Source organism: Clostridium intestinale, assembly GCF_035905475.1.
Taxonomy (GTDB): domain Bacteria; phylum Bacillota; class Clostridia; order Clostridiales; family Clostridiaceae; genus Clostridium_T; species Clostridium_T intestinale.
The window spans coordinates 1-14,272 of record NZ_CP121166.1 but is presented as its reverse complement, the minus strand read 5'-3'; the positions used below and the strand labels follow the sequence as shown (position 1 = coordinate 14,272).

Below are 14,272 nucleotides of genomic sequence, written 5' to 3'. Positions count from 1 at the left end.
CTATTTTATCTGATTTATATCTACTAATCTATGAAGTGCCCTCGTGCTCATAATATATTTAATTAAATCTTCTTTTTCTTCTGTGCTTTCATCAACAATAATAACTCCATCAAACTCTAAGCCTTTAGCATAATATGATGGTATTACAACAATTCCACCTTTATATATGATGTCCTCTCTATTGAAAACAACTAAATTATTTTTCTCTTTAAGCTGATTTCCAAGCTCTTTTATACCTTCTGATGTTCTCTTTATAATAGCAATACTATCTATTCCACTATTTTTCATATCTTCTATTGAGTCATTAATTATTTCTACTATCTCTTCTTTTCTAACACTATACTCTTTAACCTCATCACCTTTTCTTACTAATGGAACTATCTTATCTTCTTTTAAATACCTATTAGCGTATTCCATAATATCTTGAGTAGATCTATAACTTTTATTTAACTTAAATTCTTTTACATCACCAAATACAGTATTTAAATTTAGCATAGCTGGAGTTTCTTCAACTTTTATTAATCTTTGATTTGAATCTCCTAATATAGTAAAGTTATTACACCCAATATATTCTTTTATAGCTTTAAATTGTAATAAAGAGTAGTCTTGAGCTTCGTCGATTACTATATGTTTAATATCTCCTTTATATTTAATTCCCCACAGTTTCACCATTAAGTATAAAATTGGAGCTATATCTAAGTGAGTTAAATTCTTATTTCCATTTATTTTATTATAAAACTCTACAGGATCTTCAGGATTTATCCACACCTCTAAATTTTTTCTTGTATTCATAAGTTCTCTAACAATTTCTCTTATTCCATTTTTTCTTCTAAACTCTATATTTACTTCTTCCAAAAACAACTCATCTTTAGATAAATTATTTTTATACTCTTCTATTTCCTTATTTAACTGCCATACTTTTTCATCTCTTTTATTTTTGACTTTAGACATTATTACTCTTTTAACTTTTTCACTTCTTTTAAATAAAGGCATATATTTAAAGTCTTCAGAAATCATCTTGTGTATATCTTCTTTTTTATAAACTACTTCATTAAAAGAATAAACATCTTGATATTTAAAGTATTCCTCTTCTGATTTTTCTATTATGTCGTCTATAAAGTTCATAAACTTCTCAGATGACTTATATTTTATCTCTTCCAAGAAATATTTATCTTCATTTAGTACTTTTTCAATAAAGTCTTGGAATTCCATCACTTTAATATCACCCAGTTCATTAAGTGCAAAATTTAAGAAGGTATCTTGTATAACACCAACCTCACCTAAGCTAGGTAATACTTGAGAAATATACTCCATAAATATAAAATTAGGACCTAGTATTAAAACTTTTCCCTCTAATTGTTTTCTAAAATTATATAATAAGTACGCAACTCTATGCAGTGCGATAGTTGTCTTTCCACTTCCAGCTACCCCATCTACAAGGATGTTACTACTTCTATCCATTCTTATAATTTCATCTTGTTCTTGTTGGATTGTCATTATTATATCCTGAAGTTTACTGTCAGAATTAGAGCTTAAAACCATTTGTAATATATCATCTTTAACATCTACAGCTGAATCAAATATCCCTTTTAATTCACCTTTTTTTACTATTATCTGTCTTCTACCTAATATATCAGTATCTATTTCTCCCATTGGAGCCTTATATACCGCTTTCCCTAGTGTTCCATTATAAAATAGAGATGCTATTGGTGCTCTCCAATCTATAACCACCGCTTCTAGCTCAACTTCACTAGTAACTCCAAATCTACCTATATACATTGTCTCTGGATATTGTTCATCCTCTTCTATAAATGTAATCCTCCCAAAGTATGGGGATTCTTGCAAAATAGTAAGTTCTCTTAACTTTCTATCTATACTTTTATAAGCCTCTTCTTTTGCATATCTCTCATGGTCAAAAAATTCTATAACAGCATCTTCATCATCTCTATATTCTTCTACAAACTTTTTTCTATATTCTAATATATAATCTGTAATTGCTTTTCTCTTTGCAATTCCTAACAGAATTTCTTTTTTTATAATTTCTAATGTTTCATCTAACTTTCTTTTTTCAACTAAAAATTCTACTTGTTTTTCTTTATCAAGGTTTAATAGTTTATCTTCCATAATAACATCCTTTCCTAATAGCGACATAAAAGAGTTTCCTACGGAAACTCTTTTATTATCTTAATTATCATCACTAGACTTTATCTCATCACTTTCAACATCATTTTTGATTTCAATAAATTCTATCTTCTCTTCTTTATCCTCTTCTGTTTTAACTGAATTATCTATACTATTTATAGATTTCGCATATACAGCTTTTTTAGCCTTTTCTCTATCTTGTCTCTCTTTATCTTTTTCTTCTTTTATGGCTCTTAGTTCTGGATATTTTTCAAATATAAACTCCATAAACTCGTCACCCATTAAAGTTTCTTTTTCTAAAAGAGCATTTGATATATCAGCAAGTAATTCTTTATTAGTTTCAAGAAGTTCTATAGCTTTTTTATGGCAAGCTTTTATGATTTTTAAAGTTTCCTCATCAACTCTAGTTAAGGTTTGTTCAGAACAGTTAGCTACACTTCTTCCATCTAGATATCTGTTTCTAACATTTTCTAAAGCCATCATATCAAAAGTTTCAGTCATTCCATACATTGATACCATACTTCTTGCAGATTGAGTTGCCCTCTCTATATCATTGGAAGCTCCAGTAGATATTATATTAAATTCTACTTCTTCAGCAGCTCTACCACCAAGCATAACTGCTATTTGATCTAACATCTCATCTTTAGATACAAGATATTTTTCCTCTTCAGGAAGCTGCATGGTATATCCTAATGCCCCCATAGTTCTTGGCACTATAGTTATCTTATGAACTGGATCGGTATTTTTTAGTAAGGCTGCAACTAGAGCATGCCCAACTTCATGGAACGCAACAATCTTTTTCTCCATAGGAGAAAGAATTCTGTCTTTCTTTTCCTTACCAGCTATAATAACTTCAACAGCTTCTTCTAAGTCTTCTTGACTAACAACTGTTCTCTTGTGTTTTACTGCTCTTAAAGCAGCTTCATTAACAATATTTGCAAGGTCTGCTCCTACTGCTCCTGGAGTGGATTTTGCAATAGCTTCTATATTAACATCGCTAGATAGTTTTACATCTTTTGAATGTACCCTAAGGATTGATTCCCTACCTATTAAGTCTGGTCTATCAACTATTACTCTTCTATCAAATCTTCCTGGTCTTAATAAAGCCTTATCTAAAATCTCAGGTCTATTAGTTGCAGCAAGTATAACTACACCTTTTGAGGAATCAAAACCATCCATTTCAGCAAGAAGCTGATTTAATGTCTGCTCTCTTTCATCATTTCCACTTATATTTCCTTCTCTACTTTTACCAATAGCATCAATTTCATCTATAAATATTATACAAGGTGCTTTTTCTTCTGCTTGCCTAAACAAATCTCTTACTCTAGAAGCCCCCATTCCTACAAACATTTCAACAAAATCTGAGCCTGATAAAGAAAAGAATGGTACTTTTGCTTCACCTGCTACAGCTTTAGCTAATAAAGTTTTACCTGTTCCTGGAGGTCCAACTAGTAATGCTCCTTTAGGTAATCTAGCACCTATTTGTGTATATCTTTCTGGCTTATGTAAAAAATCAACTATTTCTTTTAAAGATTCTTTAGCTTCTTCCTGTCCAGCTACATTTTCAAAGGTTATTCCAGTTTCATCCTCGGCATACAGTTTAGCTGTATTTTTCCCAAAGGACATAACTCCTCCACCCATCTTTTTATCCATTTTGCCAAACATAAGTCTAGATAAAAAGAATAATAATATAAATGGTCCAACCCAATATAATAGTAAGTCTAATATAGGAAATGCCTCAGGTTGCTTTCCTTCATAATCTACTCCAGCCGAATCCAATTCTTCTATGAGTTTATCATCATTAAGTGGTATAACATAAACACTCTTTCCGTAGTATTCACTATCTTTAGTAGGCGTAATCGTAATTATGTTATCTGCAATCACTATTTTTTCTATTTGCTTCTCACTTATCATTTCTTTAAATTCATTATACTTAAGTTTTTTTGTCATTAACGCACTTTTAGAGTAATTTATAGCTACAACAAAAACTAAAGCTATAACCCCATAGATAACGTATTTTAACATCTTATTATTTTTAAACATAAAACATTTCACCTCTTTTTCATTCGTCTACTTTAACATTCCTACTCTATTAAATGGAAATACCCTTACTTGCGCTTTTCCTTTAATTTCATGTCCATCGATATATGGATTTGCCCAATATCTAGCATCAGCAGAATTTGCCCTATTATCTCCTAAGAAGAAATACTTTCCTTCTGGAACAGTAAAACTACCATTATATATTGATGGATTTTTTACATATTCCTCACTAGTTTCATCTCCATTTATATATACTTTTCCTTCCTTTATTTCTACTTTATCATTAGGTAAAGCTATTAATCTCTTAATTAAAGTATCCCCAAGTTCATTAGAATAAAAAACTATTATATCTCCTCTTTGTAACTTTTCTAAATTATATACTTTTGTTACAAATAGCTGATCCCCTTTTTCTAATGTTGGTTTCATTGATTCACTTGGTATATATACTTTAAATAAAAGAAATTTATTTATTATTAATGTAGCAATTAAAGCTAGTACTACAGGTAATATCCAATCAAATAAAAATCCTTTCATCCCAGATACCTTTTTTGTCTCTTCTTCTTTAATATTTTCTTCAACATCTTTGACTTCACTAACATTGTCTTCGTTAATATTCTCTTGCATTTACTCCTCCCACATACCTTCCATTAGTTTTTTAATCTCATCTTTTCTCTTAATTGTAGCCTCTTCATCTACATAATATCCATCTTCTCTTTTTAATATAACCTTACCTTCTTTAACAATACCAAAGATATTTGTCAATTCTATATCAACCATCTCTTTTTTTTCAGTTTCGCATACAGCATATCTACCTTCAATCCTATCAACTATATAGATTGATGACATTTTTCCTCCTCCTTAAAAGGTTCTCTTTAATTATATCATATTTTAAAAAGTTTTAATGTATGAGTTTTATTTTACCTCTTATAAACAGAAAAAGCTATATAGTTTTATAAATTTTTTGAAAATTAAAAGACGACTAAGTCGTCTTCTATTAATTATATTTCATTTCTAATTAAATCTTCATAGGTTTCTCTTTTACAAATCAATTTTTCAGTGTTATTTTGAACCATAACTACTGCAGCTCTTGGAGTCTTATTATAGTTATTTGACATTGAATATCCGTATGCTCCAGTTGACAATATTGCTAGTATATCTCCACTATTAACTTTCTGCATTTCAATAGAATTTAAAAGTATATCTCCTGATTCACAGCATTTACCTGCAATAGCTACTCTTTCTCTATAATCACTTATTACATTGTTAGCCACTAAACATTCATACTCAGCTCTATATAATGATGGTCTTATATTATCTGTCATCCCACCATCAACAGATACATACTTTCTAATTCCAGGAATCTCTTTTATGGAACCAACAGTATAAATAGTAGTTCCAGCATTACCTACTATGGATCTTCCTGGTTCTATAGTAATTATAGGTCTATCTATATTTAAGTCTTCACATACCTTATCTACTTTATCTAATATAGCTTTGCAATAATCACCAGTTTCTTTAGGACTATCTCCATCAGTATAGAATATACCAAAACCGCCGCCTAAATCTAACTCTGGCACAACATATCCTGTTTCTTGTTTGATTTTATATATTAGATTTAACATTATTTCAGCTGCATCCTCATAAGGTTCAATATCGAAAATTTGTGATCCAATATGGCAATGTACTCCACAAAGTTCAACATTTTGTAGATCTATAGCTTTTCTTACTGCATCCATGATTATATTTCCAACTGGTGCAAAACCAAATTTAGAATCGATTTGACCTGTTTTTATATATTCATGAGTATGTGCTTCTATTCCAGGAGTTATTCTTAGATATATTTTTTGTACCTTATTATTTTCTTTAGCTATTCTATCTACTTGTTCCATTTCATAAAGATTATCTACAACAAATCTTCCAACCCCATAACTTACACCTAAATTAATTTCATCTATAGTTTTATTATTTCCATGAAAATATATTTTTTCTAAAGGAAACCCTGCTCTCTTTGCAGTAAACAGTTCTCCACCAGATACAACATCAAGATATAAGTTTTCCTCCATAACTAATCTACACATATCTAAAGTTAAAAATGCTTTTCCTGCGTAAGCTACTCTATTGCCCCTAGCTTCGCATTGAAACTCATTATAATAATCTCTACAATTTGAGCGTATAAGCTCCTCATCCATTATATATAAAGGAGTTCCATATTTTGCTGCTAATGTGCTTGTATTTATTCCTCCGATTGTCAAATGATTGTTTTCTACTTTCATGCTACCAAATAATTTCATTTTTAATTCCCCCTTATTTATTTACCCCAAAAACAAAAGTCACAGAAAAATCTGTGACGGATAGAGTCTCAATATAGGTTCTTGTAAAAGGCAACTATAAATGAATCACCATTGATAATATTACAATCAGCCTACCTTGTAGCTCTCCACATAACGTGACAGTCAGGCACATATTATGTACATGACCAGAGATAAATCCTGCCGGTATTACCTCTTCGGCTGTTGTTCCTTTCTCTAGACATCTTAGCTTGCCGGCTCAATCTAAATACTATTAACTAACAGCACCTCTACCCTAGGTATATATATTCTATATATACTATTCAACTTATTGATACAATGATATCATATTAAATATATTTGTCAACACTTTTTTATGAATTTCTGTACTTATCCATTAAGTCACTCATAATATCTCCACCTAATGGAGGTGTATAAGTTATAGCATTGGCACCAGCTAGTATTGTTTCTCTGATACTTTCTTCTGTAGGTCCTCCTGTTGCTATAACTGGAAATTCAGGATATTGGTCCTTTATTCTCTTTACTATAGCTGCAGTGTCTTTACCACCTGATACATTTAGTATAGTGGCTCCTGACTCTATTCTTTCCTCTATGTTTTCATTTTCAGAAACCATAGTAACTATAACAGGTATATCAATAGTATTTCTAATTTTTTTAATTATTTCATTTGATGTTGGAGCATTGACAACAACACCCATAGCACCTTTAAACTCTGCATCAAGAGCTAAGTTTACTACTCTTTTCCCTTGAGTTATTCCCCCACCTACACCACAAAAAACAGGCACATCTGCTGCCATAACTAATGCTTGAGTTATTAATGGTTGAGGAGTGAAGGGATATACAGCTATAATTGCATCTGCATTGGTGTTTCTTATTATAGCAACATCAGTTGTAAATAGTAACGACTTAATTCTTTTACCAAATATCTTTATTCCACTACAATTTCTTATAATAGTAGGTACTTCAATTACATGGTTTCTTAGTATGCCTTTTATTTCTGGTACAAATTTAGATTCTTTTATCGACATATGTTTTCCCTCCACAAAGTATTATAAATATATTATAATACTTATAAATATACTAATAAATGGTTTTAACTTCAATTTTATAAATTTTATTTTAAGGGGGTATATATGACCGCAACAAAAAAATTAATAAAAAATTATCTTTATTATTTTCTTCTTTATGGATTGATGATCATAATCCCACTGATTTCTACAGAACTTAATATACTTTATTTAGGATTAAAAAATATTCTAACTACTCCAGATATCCTTCTGACCGACTATTTCGCTATAGGTGGAATTGGAGCTACCTTCATAAATGTTGGGTTGACTGGTTTATCAATGATAGCTCTTTTAATACGCATTGGAGTAAAGCCAAATGGTTCTACTATAATGTCTTTATGGTTAACTACTGGATTTTCGTTTTTTGGAAAAAACATAATAAATATATGGCCAATTATTATAGGGGTTTGGCTATTCTCTAAATACAAAAAAGAACCTTTTCTTAATTATATATTAATAGCTTTACTTGGTACAACATTATCACCTACTGTAACTCAACTGAGTTTCACTAGTCAATTTTCTTTTGTTGAAGGTTATGTACTTGGATTTTTATTAGGAATATGTATTGGATTTATTTTGCCTCCTATTTCATCCTATTGTTTAAGACTTCACCAAGGATTTAATCTATATAATTTAGGGTTCTCAGGAGGCATTTTGGCAATGTTTATAATGTCAATTTATAGATCTTTGGGAATAGACTTTGAAAGCAACCTGATTTTATTTCATGATAGCCACAAATTTTTATCTATAATTGTGATAATTATATGCATATCATTACTACTAATATCATTAACAGGTAATAATAAATATAATATAGTAAACTCTCTAAGGTTAATAAATAAATCTTCTGGAAGACTCGTAAGTGATTATTATTTAATGTATGGAAATCGTGTATATGCAAATATGGGTATCATGGGGTTGCTATCTTTAATTATAGTATTTATACTAGGAGGAGAGTTAAATGGCCCTTTGATGGGTGCAATTTTTACAATAATAGGATTTTCAGCTTTTGGTAAACATCCCAAAAACACATTACCCGTTATTTTAGGTGCAACCCTATCAGCTTATATTAATATACTTGATGTGAACTCACCTCAAATGTTGATTTCTATACTATTTTCTACTTGTTTAGCTCCAATAGCCGGTAACTTTGGTTTCATATATGGAGTAATAGCTGGATTTTTACACGTATTTTTAGTTACTAATATAGGCTATGTCCACGGAGGATTAAATTTATATAACAATGGCCTGTCAGGAGGTTTTGTTTGTGTAATTATGCTTCCTCTTATACATGCATTTAAAAAGGAGAATGTAAATGAAAAACACTATTGATAAAAGTATAAAAATGTTAAGTGAGCTAACTGCTTATTTTTATAAATTAGGAGCCACTTCTTTAGATATTGAGACCTGCAATGAAAACAGCATAAAAATAAAAATCAGCGGCAAAACAGATACCTTTACCTCTTCTGATTTAGAAGATATAAATAGAGTTTTAAGTGTTCCTAGATTACATGAAATTGAAGAATATTATTGGGAATTAAATGGTGATTTTCACTCTTCCTCAGAACTTTCGTTATTAGGAATGATGATAGATCATTTTGAAATAAATTATAAAAACAACCTTTTAACTATATCTGTAGAAAGATATAATTAGAAATAAGCAGATAAACATGGTTTTATCTGCTTATTTCACAAGTAAAAGCTTTAGTTCCCTTATATCCAATCTCTTTAAGAACCTTTTTAACTACTTTTTTACCTACTTCATCTTCGCTCATTTCACATAAAGCATCCTCTATTTTGCTCCAATCAATCCATTCAACTTCTGATGATTTATTAATTTCTCCACTTTTATATTTAGCCATATAAGTTAACATCAATAAATCCTTATCTTTAACAAAATCACTGCCTAAATACTTTATCTCTTCAATTTCTATACCTGTTTCCTCTTTAACTTCCCTATATACAGTGTCTTCAACAGTTTCATTAGTTCCAACATAACCAGAAACTAGTACCTTTGAATTTTTAAAAATATAGCTTTGCTTTAATAATAGTATTTCATCGTCCTTAACCACAGCTATTACTGCGCATGGTTTAGGAGTATCAAAAAACATCATATCATCACTACTACAATAAGGAACCCCACCTTCATCCCAGCTATCTCTTATCTCTAACTTTTTTCCACACAATGGACAAAATTTAAACTTCATTTTTTGTTCCTCCCCATCAAACTAGAACTTCCTCACTGGAGTAAGTTCGAAGAACTAAATCAAAGATTTAGATTCTCACTTTCACTTCCTTAAAAATGCTTATAGAGTCTTCGGTAACCCTACAGTTATATGCAAATATATCTACTCCATTTTCTTTTGCAAATTTAACCGCTTTCCCGAAGTTCTCATCCATTTCATAATTAGGTCTAAAATTATTTACTTCTTCTAATTGAATTAAGAAAAGTATTCCAGCACCTTTTCCTTGTTTTTTAGCTTCCACTAATTCTAATACATGTTTTGTTCCTCTTTCAGTTGGAGCGTCTGGAAACCTTGCTTCACCACTAAATTCTAAAGTAACCCCTTTAACCTCTAAGTAGTACTCTTCTCCAAAATCATTACTTAGCTTAAAATCAAATCTACTTTTTCCAAATGTTTTTTCTCTCTCAATTAAATTATACACTTTTAATAAAGGTATGACACCATTTTCTAGAGCTTCTCGTACTACTTTATTTGGTACCTGTGAATCTATGCTGATTAATTTATCTTCTTTATAAACAGTCATTAAGTCATACCTTGTTTTTCTACTAGGATTTAACTCTTCTCTAAGTATAACCCTAGCTCCTTCTTTAAGAATTTCTCTACATCTTCCTGTATTAGGAACATGTACAACCTCCTCTTTACCATCAACTAATACATGTGCATTAAATCTATTTGGTCTTTTTATAAACTTTGCCGTTTTAATATTATTTTTAAATATCATTTATTTACCGCCTTTTATTATTATCAACATAATCCACAACACTTTTCCACAGCTCTGTGGATAGTTTTTTTGCTATTACTTAAAAAATAGCATCTACTTATCTTAGATAAATAGATGGCTATTATGACATTTTATTTATTATACTTTTTCAAAACATCCTCAATTTCCTCTATAGGAATAGGTTTAGAAATATAATAACCTTGAATTAAATCACAGTTATTATTAATCAAATATCTATACTGATCCTCAGATTCTACCCCTTCAGCTACAACTTCTAAATTCATTTGCTGAGCTAGCTTTATTATTGTGCCTACTATAGCATTATCATCTTTTTCATTACATAGTTCATCTACAAAAAGTTTATCAATTTTTAAGGTATCAAATGGGATATCTTTTAGATAAGTAAGGGATGAATATCCTTTTCCGAAATCATCTAAAGATATTTTTACACCGATCTTCTTTAATTCATTAATTTTAGATATGTTTGTTTCTATCGATTCCATTAAAATTGACTCTGTTATCTCTATGTTAATATATCTAGGGTCAACTCCACTTCTTTTTATGATATCATTAACCATATCAATAAAATCTTTTTGAACCAATTGTATTACAGATACATTTACTGCTACACTTATATTTCTTTCACCCTTATTATGCAAGCTTTTAACAAAATAGCATGCATTTTCTAACACCCATATTCCTATAGGTATTATCAATCCAGTCTTTTCAGCTATACCTATAAATTTAAATGGTGATACAAGTCCTAAGTTAGGATTATTCCATCTAATAAGTGCTTCAAATCCATCTATCTTAGAGTCATATGGATTATATTTAGGCTGATAATGTAATATAAACTCATTGTTCTCAAGAGCTGTTCTTAGATTATCTTCCATAATAACCATTTCCACTATATCATCATTCATCCATTGTTCAAAAAATACGTAATTTCTTTTACCCGACTCTTTAGCCTTGTACATTGCAGTATCAGCATTCTTAAATAATTCTTCAAAGGTATCTCCATCCTTAGAATATAATGCAGCTCCAAAGCTTGCAGATGTAATAATATTTATACCATTTATAACTATACTATTTCCTAGCTCCTCTAACATATTATTAAGATATGACTCAACACTCTGCTTTTCATAAACGTTAGTAATTAAAATTAAAAATTCATCTCCGCCTAATCTAGCAACAATATCTGATTCTTTGGTACATTTTTTAATTCTATTAGCTATTTCTATTAATAGCTTATCCCCTATAGTATGTCCAAAAGAATCATTAATATTTTTAAAATTATCTAAATCCATAAATATTAGTGCATTACTATCTGATCTGGTTATAACTTCATTAAAATTATTTACGAACTGAGTTCTATTAGCTAATCCAGTAAGATTATCAAAAAAAGCCATTTGTTTTATTTTTTCTTCATGTATCTTTTTATCATGTATGTCAGAGTGAGAGCCAACTATTCTAAAAGGTTTTCCATTATTATCTCTCATAGATTTGCCTCTAGCATGAATCCATTTATACTCTCCGCTACTAGTAAGTATCCTATAACTACATGAAAAACTATCAGTACAACCACTTGCTATTTCTTCAATTGAATTTTTAGCTATATAATAATCCTCAGGGTGTACAAGCTCAAACCACTTATCCATATCTACAGTTTTTTCAATAGGTAATTCAAAGATCTTATGCCATCTTTCAGAAAAATATCTCTCACCTGTCTCTAGATTTATTTCCCATATACCATCATTAGTGGTCTCAAAAATAAGCCTGTACATTTCTTCATTTTTCTGAATAACTTCTTTATTTTCCTCAAGCTGCTCATATTGAGTTCTAAGTTCTTCATCTGATGCTGCCAGTTCTTCATATAATGCCGATAATTCATAGTTATTCTTCATTAATTTTTTCTCAGCTTTTTTACGACTTATAATATTTATAAGCATAATAAAAACCAGTGATAATAAAAGCAATATTATAGAAATAACTATCCATATTAACTTCTTATATGTTTTATACATACTAGGCTTTTCATTTATTATAATACTTCCAGCTGGCAAATCCTTTTCAGATATGTCATACATCTGCATTACATTATAATCATATATATTTTCAGTAGAATATTCCGAATTTAATGGAATATCATCTGCTTTTTCTCCACTTAATATTCTAGCTGCCATCTTCCCAGCATCCTTACCATGTCCTTCTGCTGTTAGGAGACTTCCTCCCAAAGTTCCATATCCTAAATTCATCTCATAAAGTTGAAATATAGGTCTATGAATTTTTGAACTTAAAAGCCTCGTCATATTTTCAACATCTAAAGTTTTTTCATTTATATCTCTTGTATACGATGAGAGCAGCACTATACTATCTTTATCTATTTCTGGTAAGGTATTATCTAAATCATCTATGGCTATATTGTTTAATTGCACTAAATTTATATTTCTGCCTATTTCATTTAATGCATTTTTTACTTCATTAAAAGACCCTATTCCAGTTTCTGTATTGTCATGTATTAAATAGATATTTTTTGCTTTTGGAATTATATTAAGTGCTGCTTCTATAGTTCCTTTTGCATCTATACTTTCAAATATCCCTGTGATGTTATCCTGACCTTTTATCATATGTCTAGCAACATCTTCATACACTCCTGAAAAAATAACTGGCACATCTTTAAACAGTTCATTTCTGTTATTAATTACAAATTCAAGTGCAGAATCATCCGTAGTTATTATTTCATCTATATCCATTTTCCCATACTTATATTTTATAAGCTCTTTAAATAATTCCACATTACGTTCCTCGGGATAGTTCTTCCAATCCATATATTCTATATGAATATTAACCTCCGGTACATAATCTTTTATTTGCTCTACTATCCCGTCTACTTCATTATTAGTCCATGAATAGGCTGAATCATATGAGTTTAGAATTAATACTCTTTTATCTTTAATTTCTTGTGAGTGTACAGTTTCAGGATATATTAATAAATTTAATAAGAATGTAATAACCATTATCTCTTTAATAAATGTTTTAATGTACCTTTTATTTTTACATAAATATCTGTCCCTAAACACCCTATCACCCCACCAAAAATGTCTTTTTATTCTTTTTCTACAAATTTCTTTATTAACATTATAATATATTGGAAAACCATTGTCTATTAAGGATAGTTATTTAAGTCATTTAAATATTTAGCATATAAATTTTTAACACAAAAAACCACTCTTTAATGAGTGGTATAAATTCTTATTAATAAAATTATTACATATATATAAACTCCTTATATCTGCAGCTATAGGGAGTTATATAGATTATGGTGACCCCTAGGGGAATCGAACCCCTGTTACCACCGTGAGAGGGTGGTGTCTTGACCGCTTGACCAAGGGGCCATAATATTTGGCGACTTCCTACTCTCCCACACAGTCTCCCATGCAGTACCATCGGCGTAATAAAGCTTAACAATCCTGTTCGGAATGGGAAGGTGTGTTACCTTTATGCCATTATCACCAAATATAAGCAGACATTCAAAATTTCACATTTTGTATGATCGCTTATCCTAACAGCTACGCTGAAAGGACTTAGGAAAGAATTTTATTCTTTCAAAATTGCACATAAGTGTGGGTCTAAATCTATGATTTAGTTCCCCGAACTTACTCATTAGCTTTAGCTAAAGAGTTTCCTTTAATAATATTATTATATATTCCAGTTAACTATTGGTCAAGCCCTCGATCTATTAGTATG

The 14,272-nt window shown here is 30.0% G+C and carries 11 protein-coding genes, 1 tRNA gene, 1 rRNA gene and 1 riboswitch; of the genes, 2 read left to right on the top strand and 11 right to left on the bottom strand.

Translation table 11 applies throughout. The annotated features are described in order from the left end of the window. The 6 genes from P8F83_RS00065 to P8F83_RS00040 form a co-directional block, all read right to left on the bottom strand. Positions 1-2,151 (bottom strand): HelD family protein, encoded by a 2,151-nt coding sequence (locus P8F83_RS00065; RefSeq protein ID WP_326512942.1) that lies wholly within the window; start codon positions 2,149-2,151, stop codon positions 1-3. Between the two features lie 33 nt (positions 2,152-2,184). Then, positions 2,185-4,185: an ATP-dependent zinc metalloprotease FtsH gene (gene ftsH / locus P8F83_RS00060; RefSeq protein ID WP_315115414.1), complete on the bottom strand. Its 2,001-nt coding sequence runs from the start codon at positions 4,183-4,185 to the stop codon at positions 2,185-2,187. 27 nt (positions 4,186-4,212) lie between these two features. Further along, a complete protein-coding gene (gene lepB / locus P8F83_RS00055; protein WP_238903717.1) occupies positions 4,213-4,806 on the bottom strand; it encodes a signal peptidase I in 594 nt (197 codons plus the stop codon). Next, positions 4,807-5,028: a DUF3006 domain-containing protein gene (locus tag P8F83_RS00050; RefSeq protein WP_073020587.1), complete on the bottom strand. Its 222-nt coding sequence runs from the start codon at positions 5,026-5,028 to the stop codon at positions 4,807-4,809. Between the two features lie 152 nt (positions 5,029-5,180). Continuing rightward, positions 5,181-6,473 carry a diaminopimelate decarboxylase gene (gene lysA / locus P8F83_RS00045; RefSeq protein WP_326512941.1) on the bottom strand — a complete coding sequence of 431 codons (1,293 nt, stop codon included), beginning with the start codon at positions 6,471-6,473 and terminating at the stop codon, positions 5,181-5,183. 131 nt (positions 6,474-6,604) lie between these two features. Further along, a riboswitch (Lysine riboswitch) is annotated at positions 6,605-6,771 on the bottom strand. Positions 6,772-6,844: 73 nt separating this feature from the next. Beyond that, positions 6,845-7,519, bottom strand: coding sequence for a beta/alpha barrel domain-containing protein (locus P8F83_RS00040; RefSeq protein ID WP_073020582.1), 675 nt, complete (start codon positions 7,517-7,519; stop codon positions 6,845-6,847). A gap of 105 nt (positions 7,520-7,624) precedes the next feature. Between P8F83_RS00040 and P8F83_RS00035 the strand changes: the two genes are divergently transcribed. Together P8F83_RS00035 and P8F83_RS00030 are read left to right on the top strand one after the other, a co-directional pair. Further along, a complete protein-coding gene (locus P8F83_RS00035) occupies positions 7,625-8,890 on the top strand; it encodes a DUF1576 domain-containing protein (protein WP_326512940.1) in 1,266 nt (421 codons plus the stop codon). Beyond that, positions 8,874-9,212, top strand: a complete 339-nt coding sequence (locus P8F83_RS00030; RefSeq protein ID WP_238903711.1) for a hypothetical protein — start codon at positions 8,874-8,876, stop codon at positions 9,210-9,212. The genes P8F83_RS00035 and P8F83_RS00030 overlap by 17 nt, the downstream gene beginning before the upstream one ends. 22 nt (positions 9,213-9,234) lie before the next feature. Here the strand turns inward: P8F83_RS00030 and P8F83_RS00025 are convergent, their stop codons facing one another. The 5 genes from P8F83_RS00025 to rrf form a co-directional block, all read right to left on the bottom strand. Then, on the bottom strand, positions 9,235-9,765 hold the full coding sequence (locus tag P8F83_RS00025; RefSeq protein WP_021803187.1) for an NUDIX domain-containing protein: 531 nt from the start codon (positions 9,763-9,765) through the stop codon (positions 9,235-9,237). 67 nt (positions 9,766-9,832) lie between these two features. Continuing rightward, positions 9,833-10,525, bottom strand: a complete 693-nt coding sequence (gene sfsA, locus P8F83_RS00020) for a DNA/RNA nuclease SfsA (RefSeq protein WP_326512939.1) — start codon at positions 10,523-10,525, stop codon at positions 9,833-9,835. Positions 10,526-10,656: 131 nt separating this feature from the next. Beyond that, positions 10,657-13,605, bottom strand: coding sequence for an ABC transporter substrate binding protein (locus P8F83_RS00015; RefSeq protein WP_326512938.1), 2,949 nt, complete (start codon positions 13,603-13,605; stop codon positions 10,657-10,659). A 240-nt stretch (positions 13,606-13,845) separates the two neighbouring features. Continuing rightward, positions 13,846-13,920, bottom strand: a tRNA-Glu gene (locus P8F83_RS00010). Positions 13,921-13,925: 5 nt separating this feature from the next. Beyond that, a 5S ribosomal RNA gene (gene rrf / locus P8F83_RS00005) occupies positions 13,926-14,042 on the bottom strand. Positions 14,043-14,272: the final 230 nt, after the last annotated feature.

Bases quoted from the DNA above. Each gene is read 5' to 3' on its own strand.
- P8F83_RS00065 (WP_326512942.1), bottom strand. From the start codon at position 2,151: ATGTCGCTATTAGGAAAGGATGTTATTATGGAAGATAAACTATTAAAC.
- ftsH (WP_315115414.1), bottom strand. From the start codon at position 4,185: ATGTTTAAAAATAATAAGATGTTAAAATACGTTATCTATGGGGTTATA.
- lepB (WP_238903717.1), bottom strand. From the start codon at position 4,806: ATGCAAGAGAATATTAACGAAGACAATGTTAGTGAAGTCAAAGATGTT.
- P8F83_RS00050 (WP_073020587.1), bottom strand. From the start codon at position 5,028: ATGTCATCAATCTATATAGTTGATAGGATTGAAGGTAGATATGCTGTA.
- lysA (WP_326512941.1), bottom strand. From the start codon at position 6,473: ATGAAATTATTTGGTAGCATGAAAGTAGAAAACAATCATTTGACAATC.
- P8F83_RS00040 (WP_073020582.1), bottom strand. From the start codon at position 7,519: ATGTCGATAAAAGAATCTAAATTTGTACCAGAAATAAAAGGCATACTA.
- P8F83_RS00035 (WP_326512940.1), top strand. From the start codon at position 7,625: ATGACCGCAACAAAAAAATTAATAAAAAATTATCTTTATTATTTTCTT.
- P8F83_RS00030 (WP_238903711.1), top strand. From the start codon at position 8,874: ATGAAAAACACTATTGATAAAAGTATAAAAATGTTAAGTGAGCTAACT.
- P8F83_RS00025 (WP_021803187.1), bottom strand. From the start codon at position 9,765: ATGAAGTTTAAATTTTGTCCATTGTGTGGAAAAAAGTTAGAGATAAGA.
- sfsA (WP_326512939.1), bottom strand. From the start codon at position 10,525: ATGATATTTAAAAATAATATTAAAACGGCAAAGTTTATAAAAAGACCA.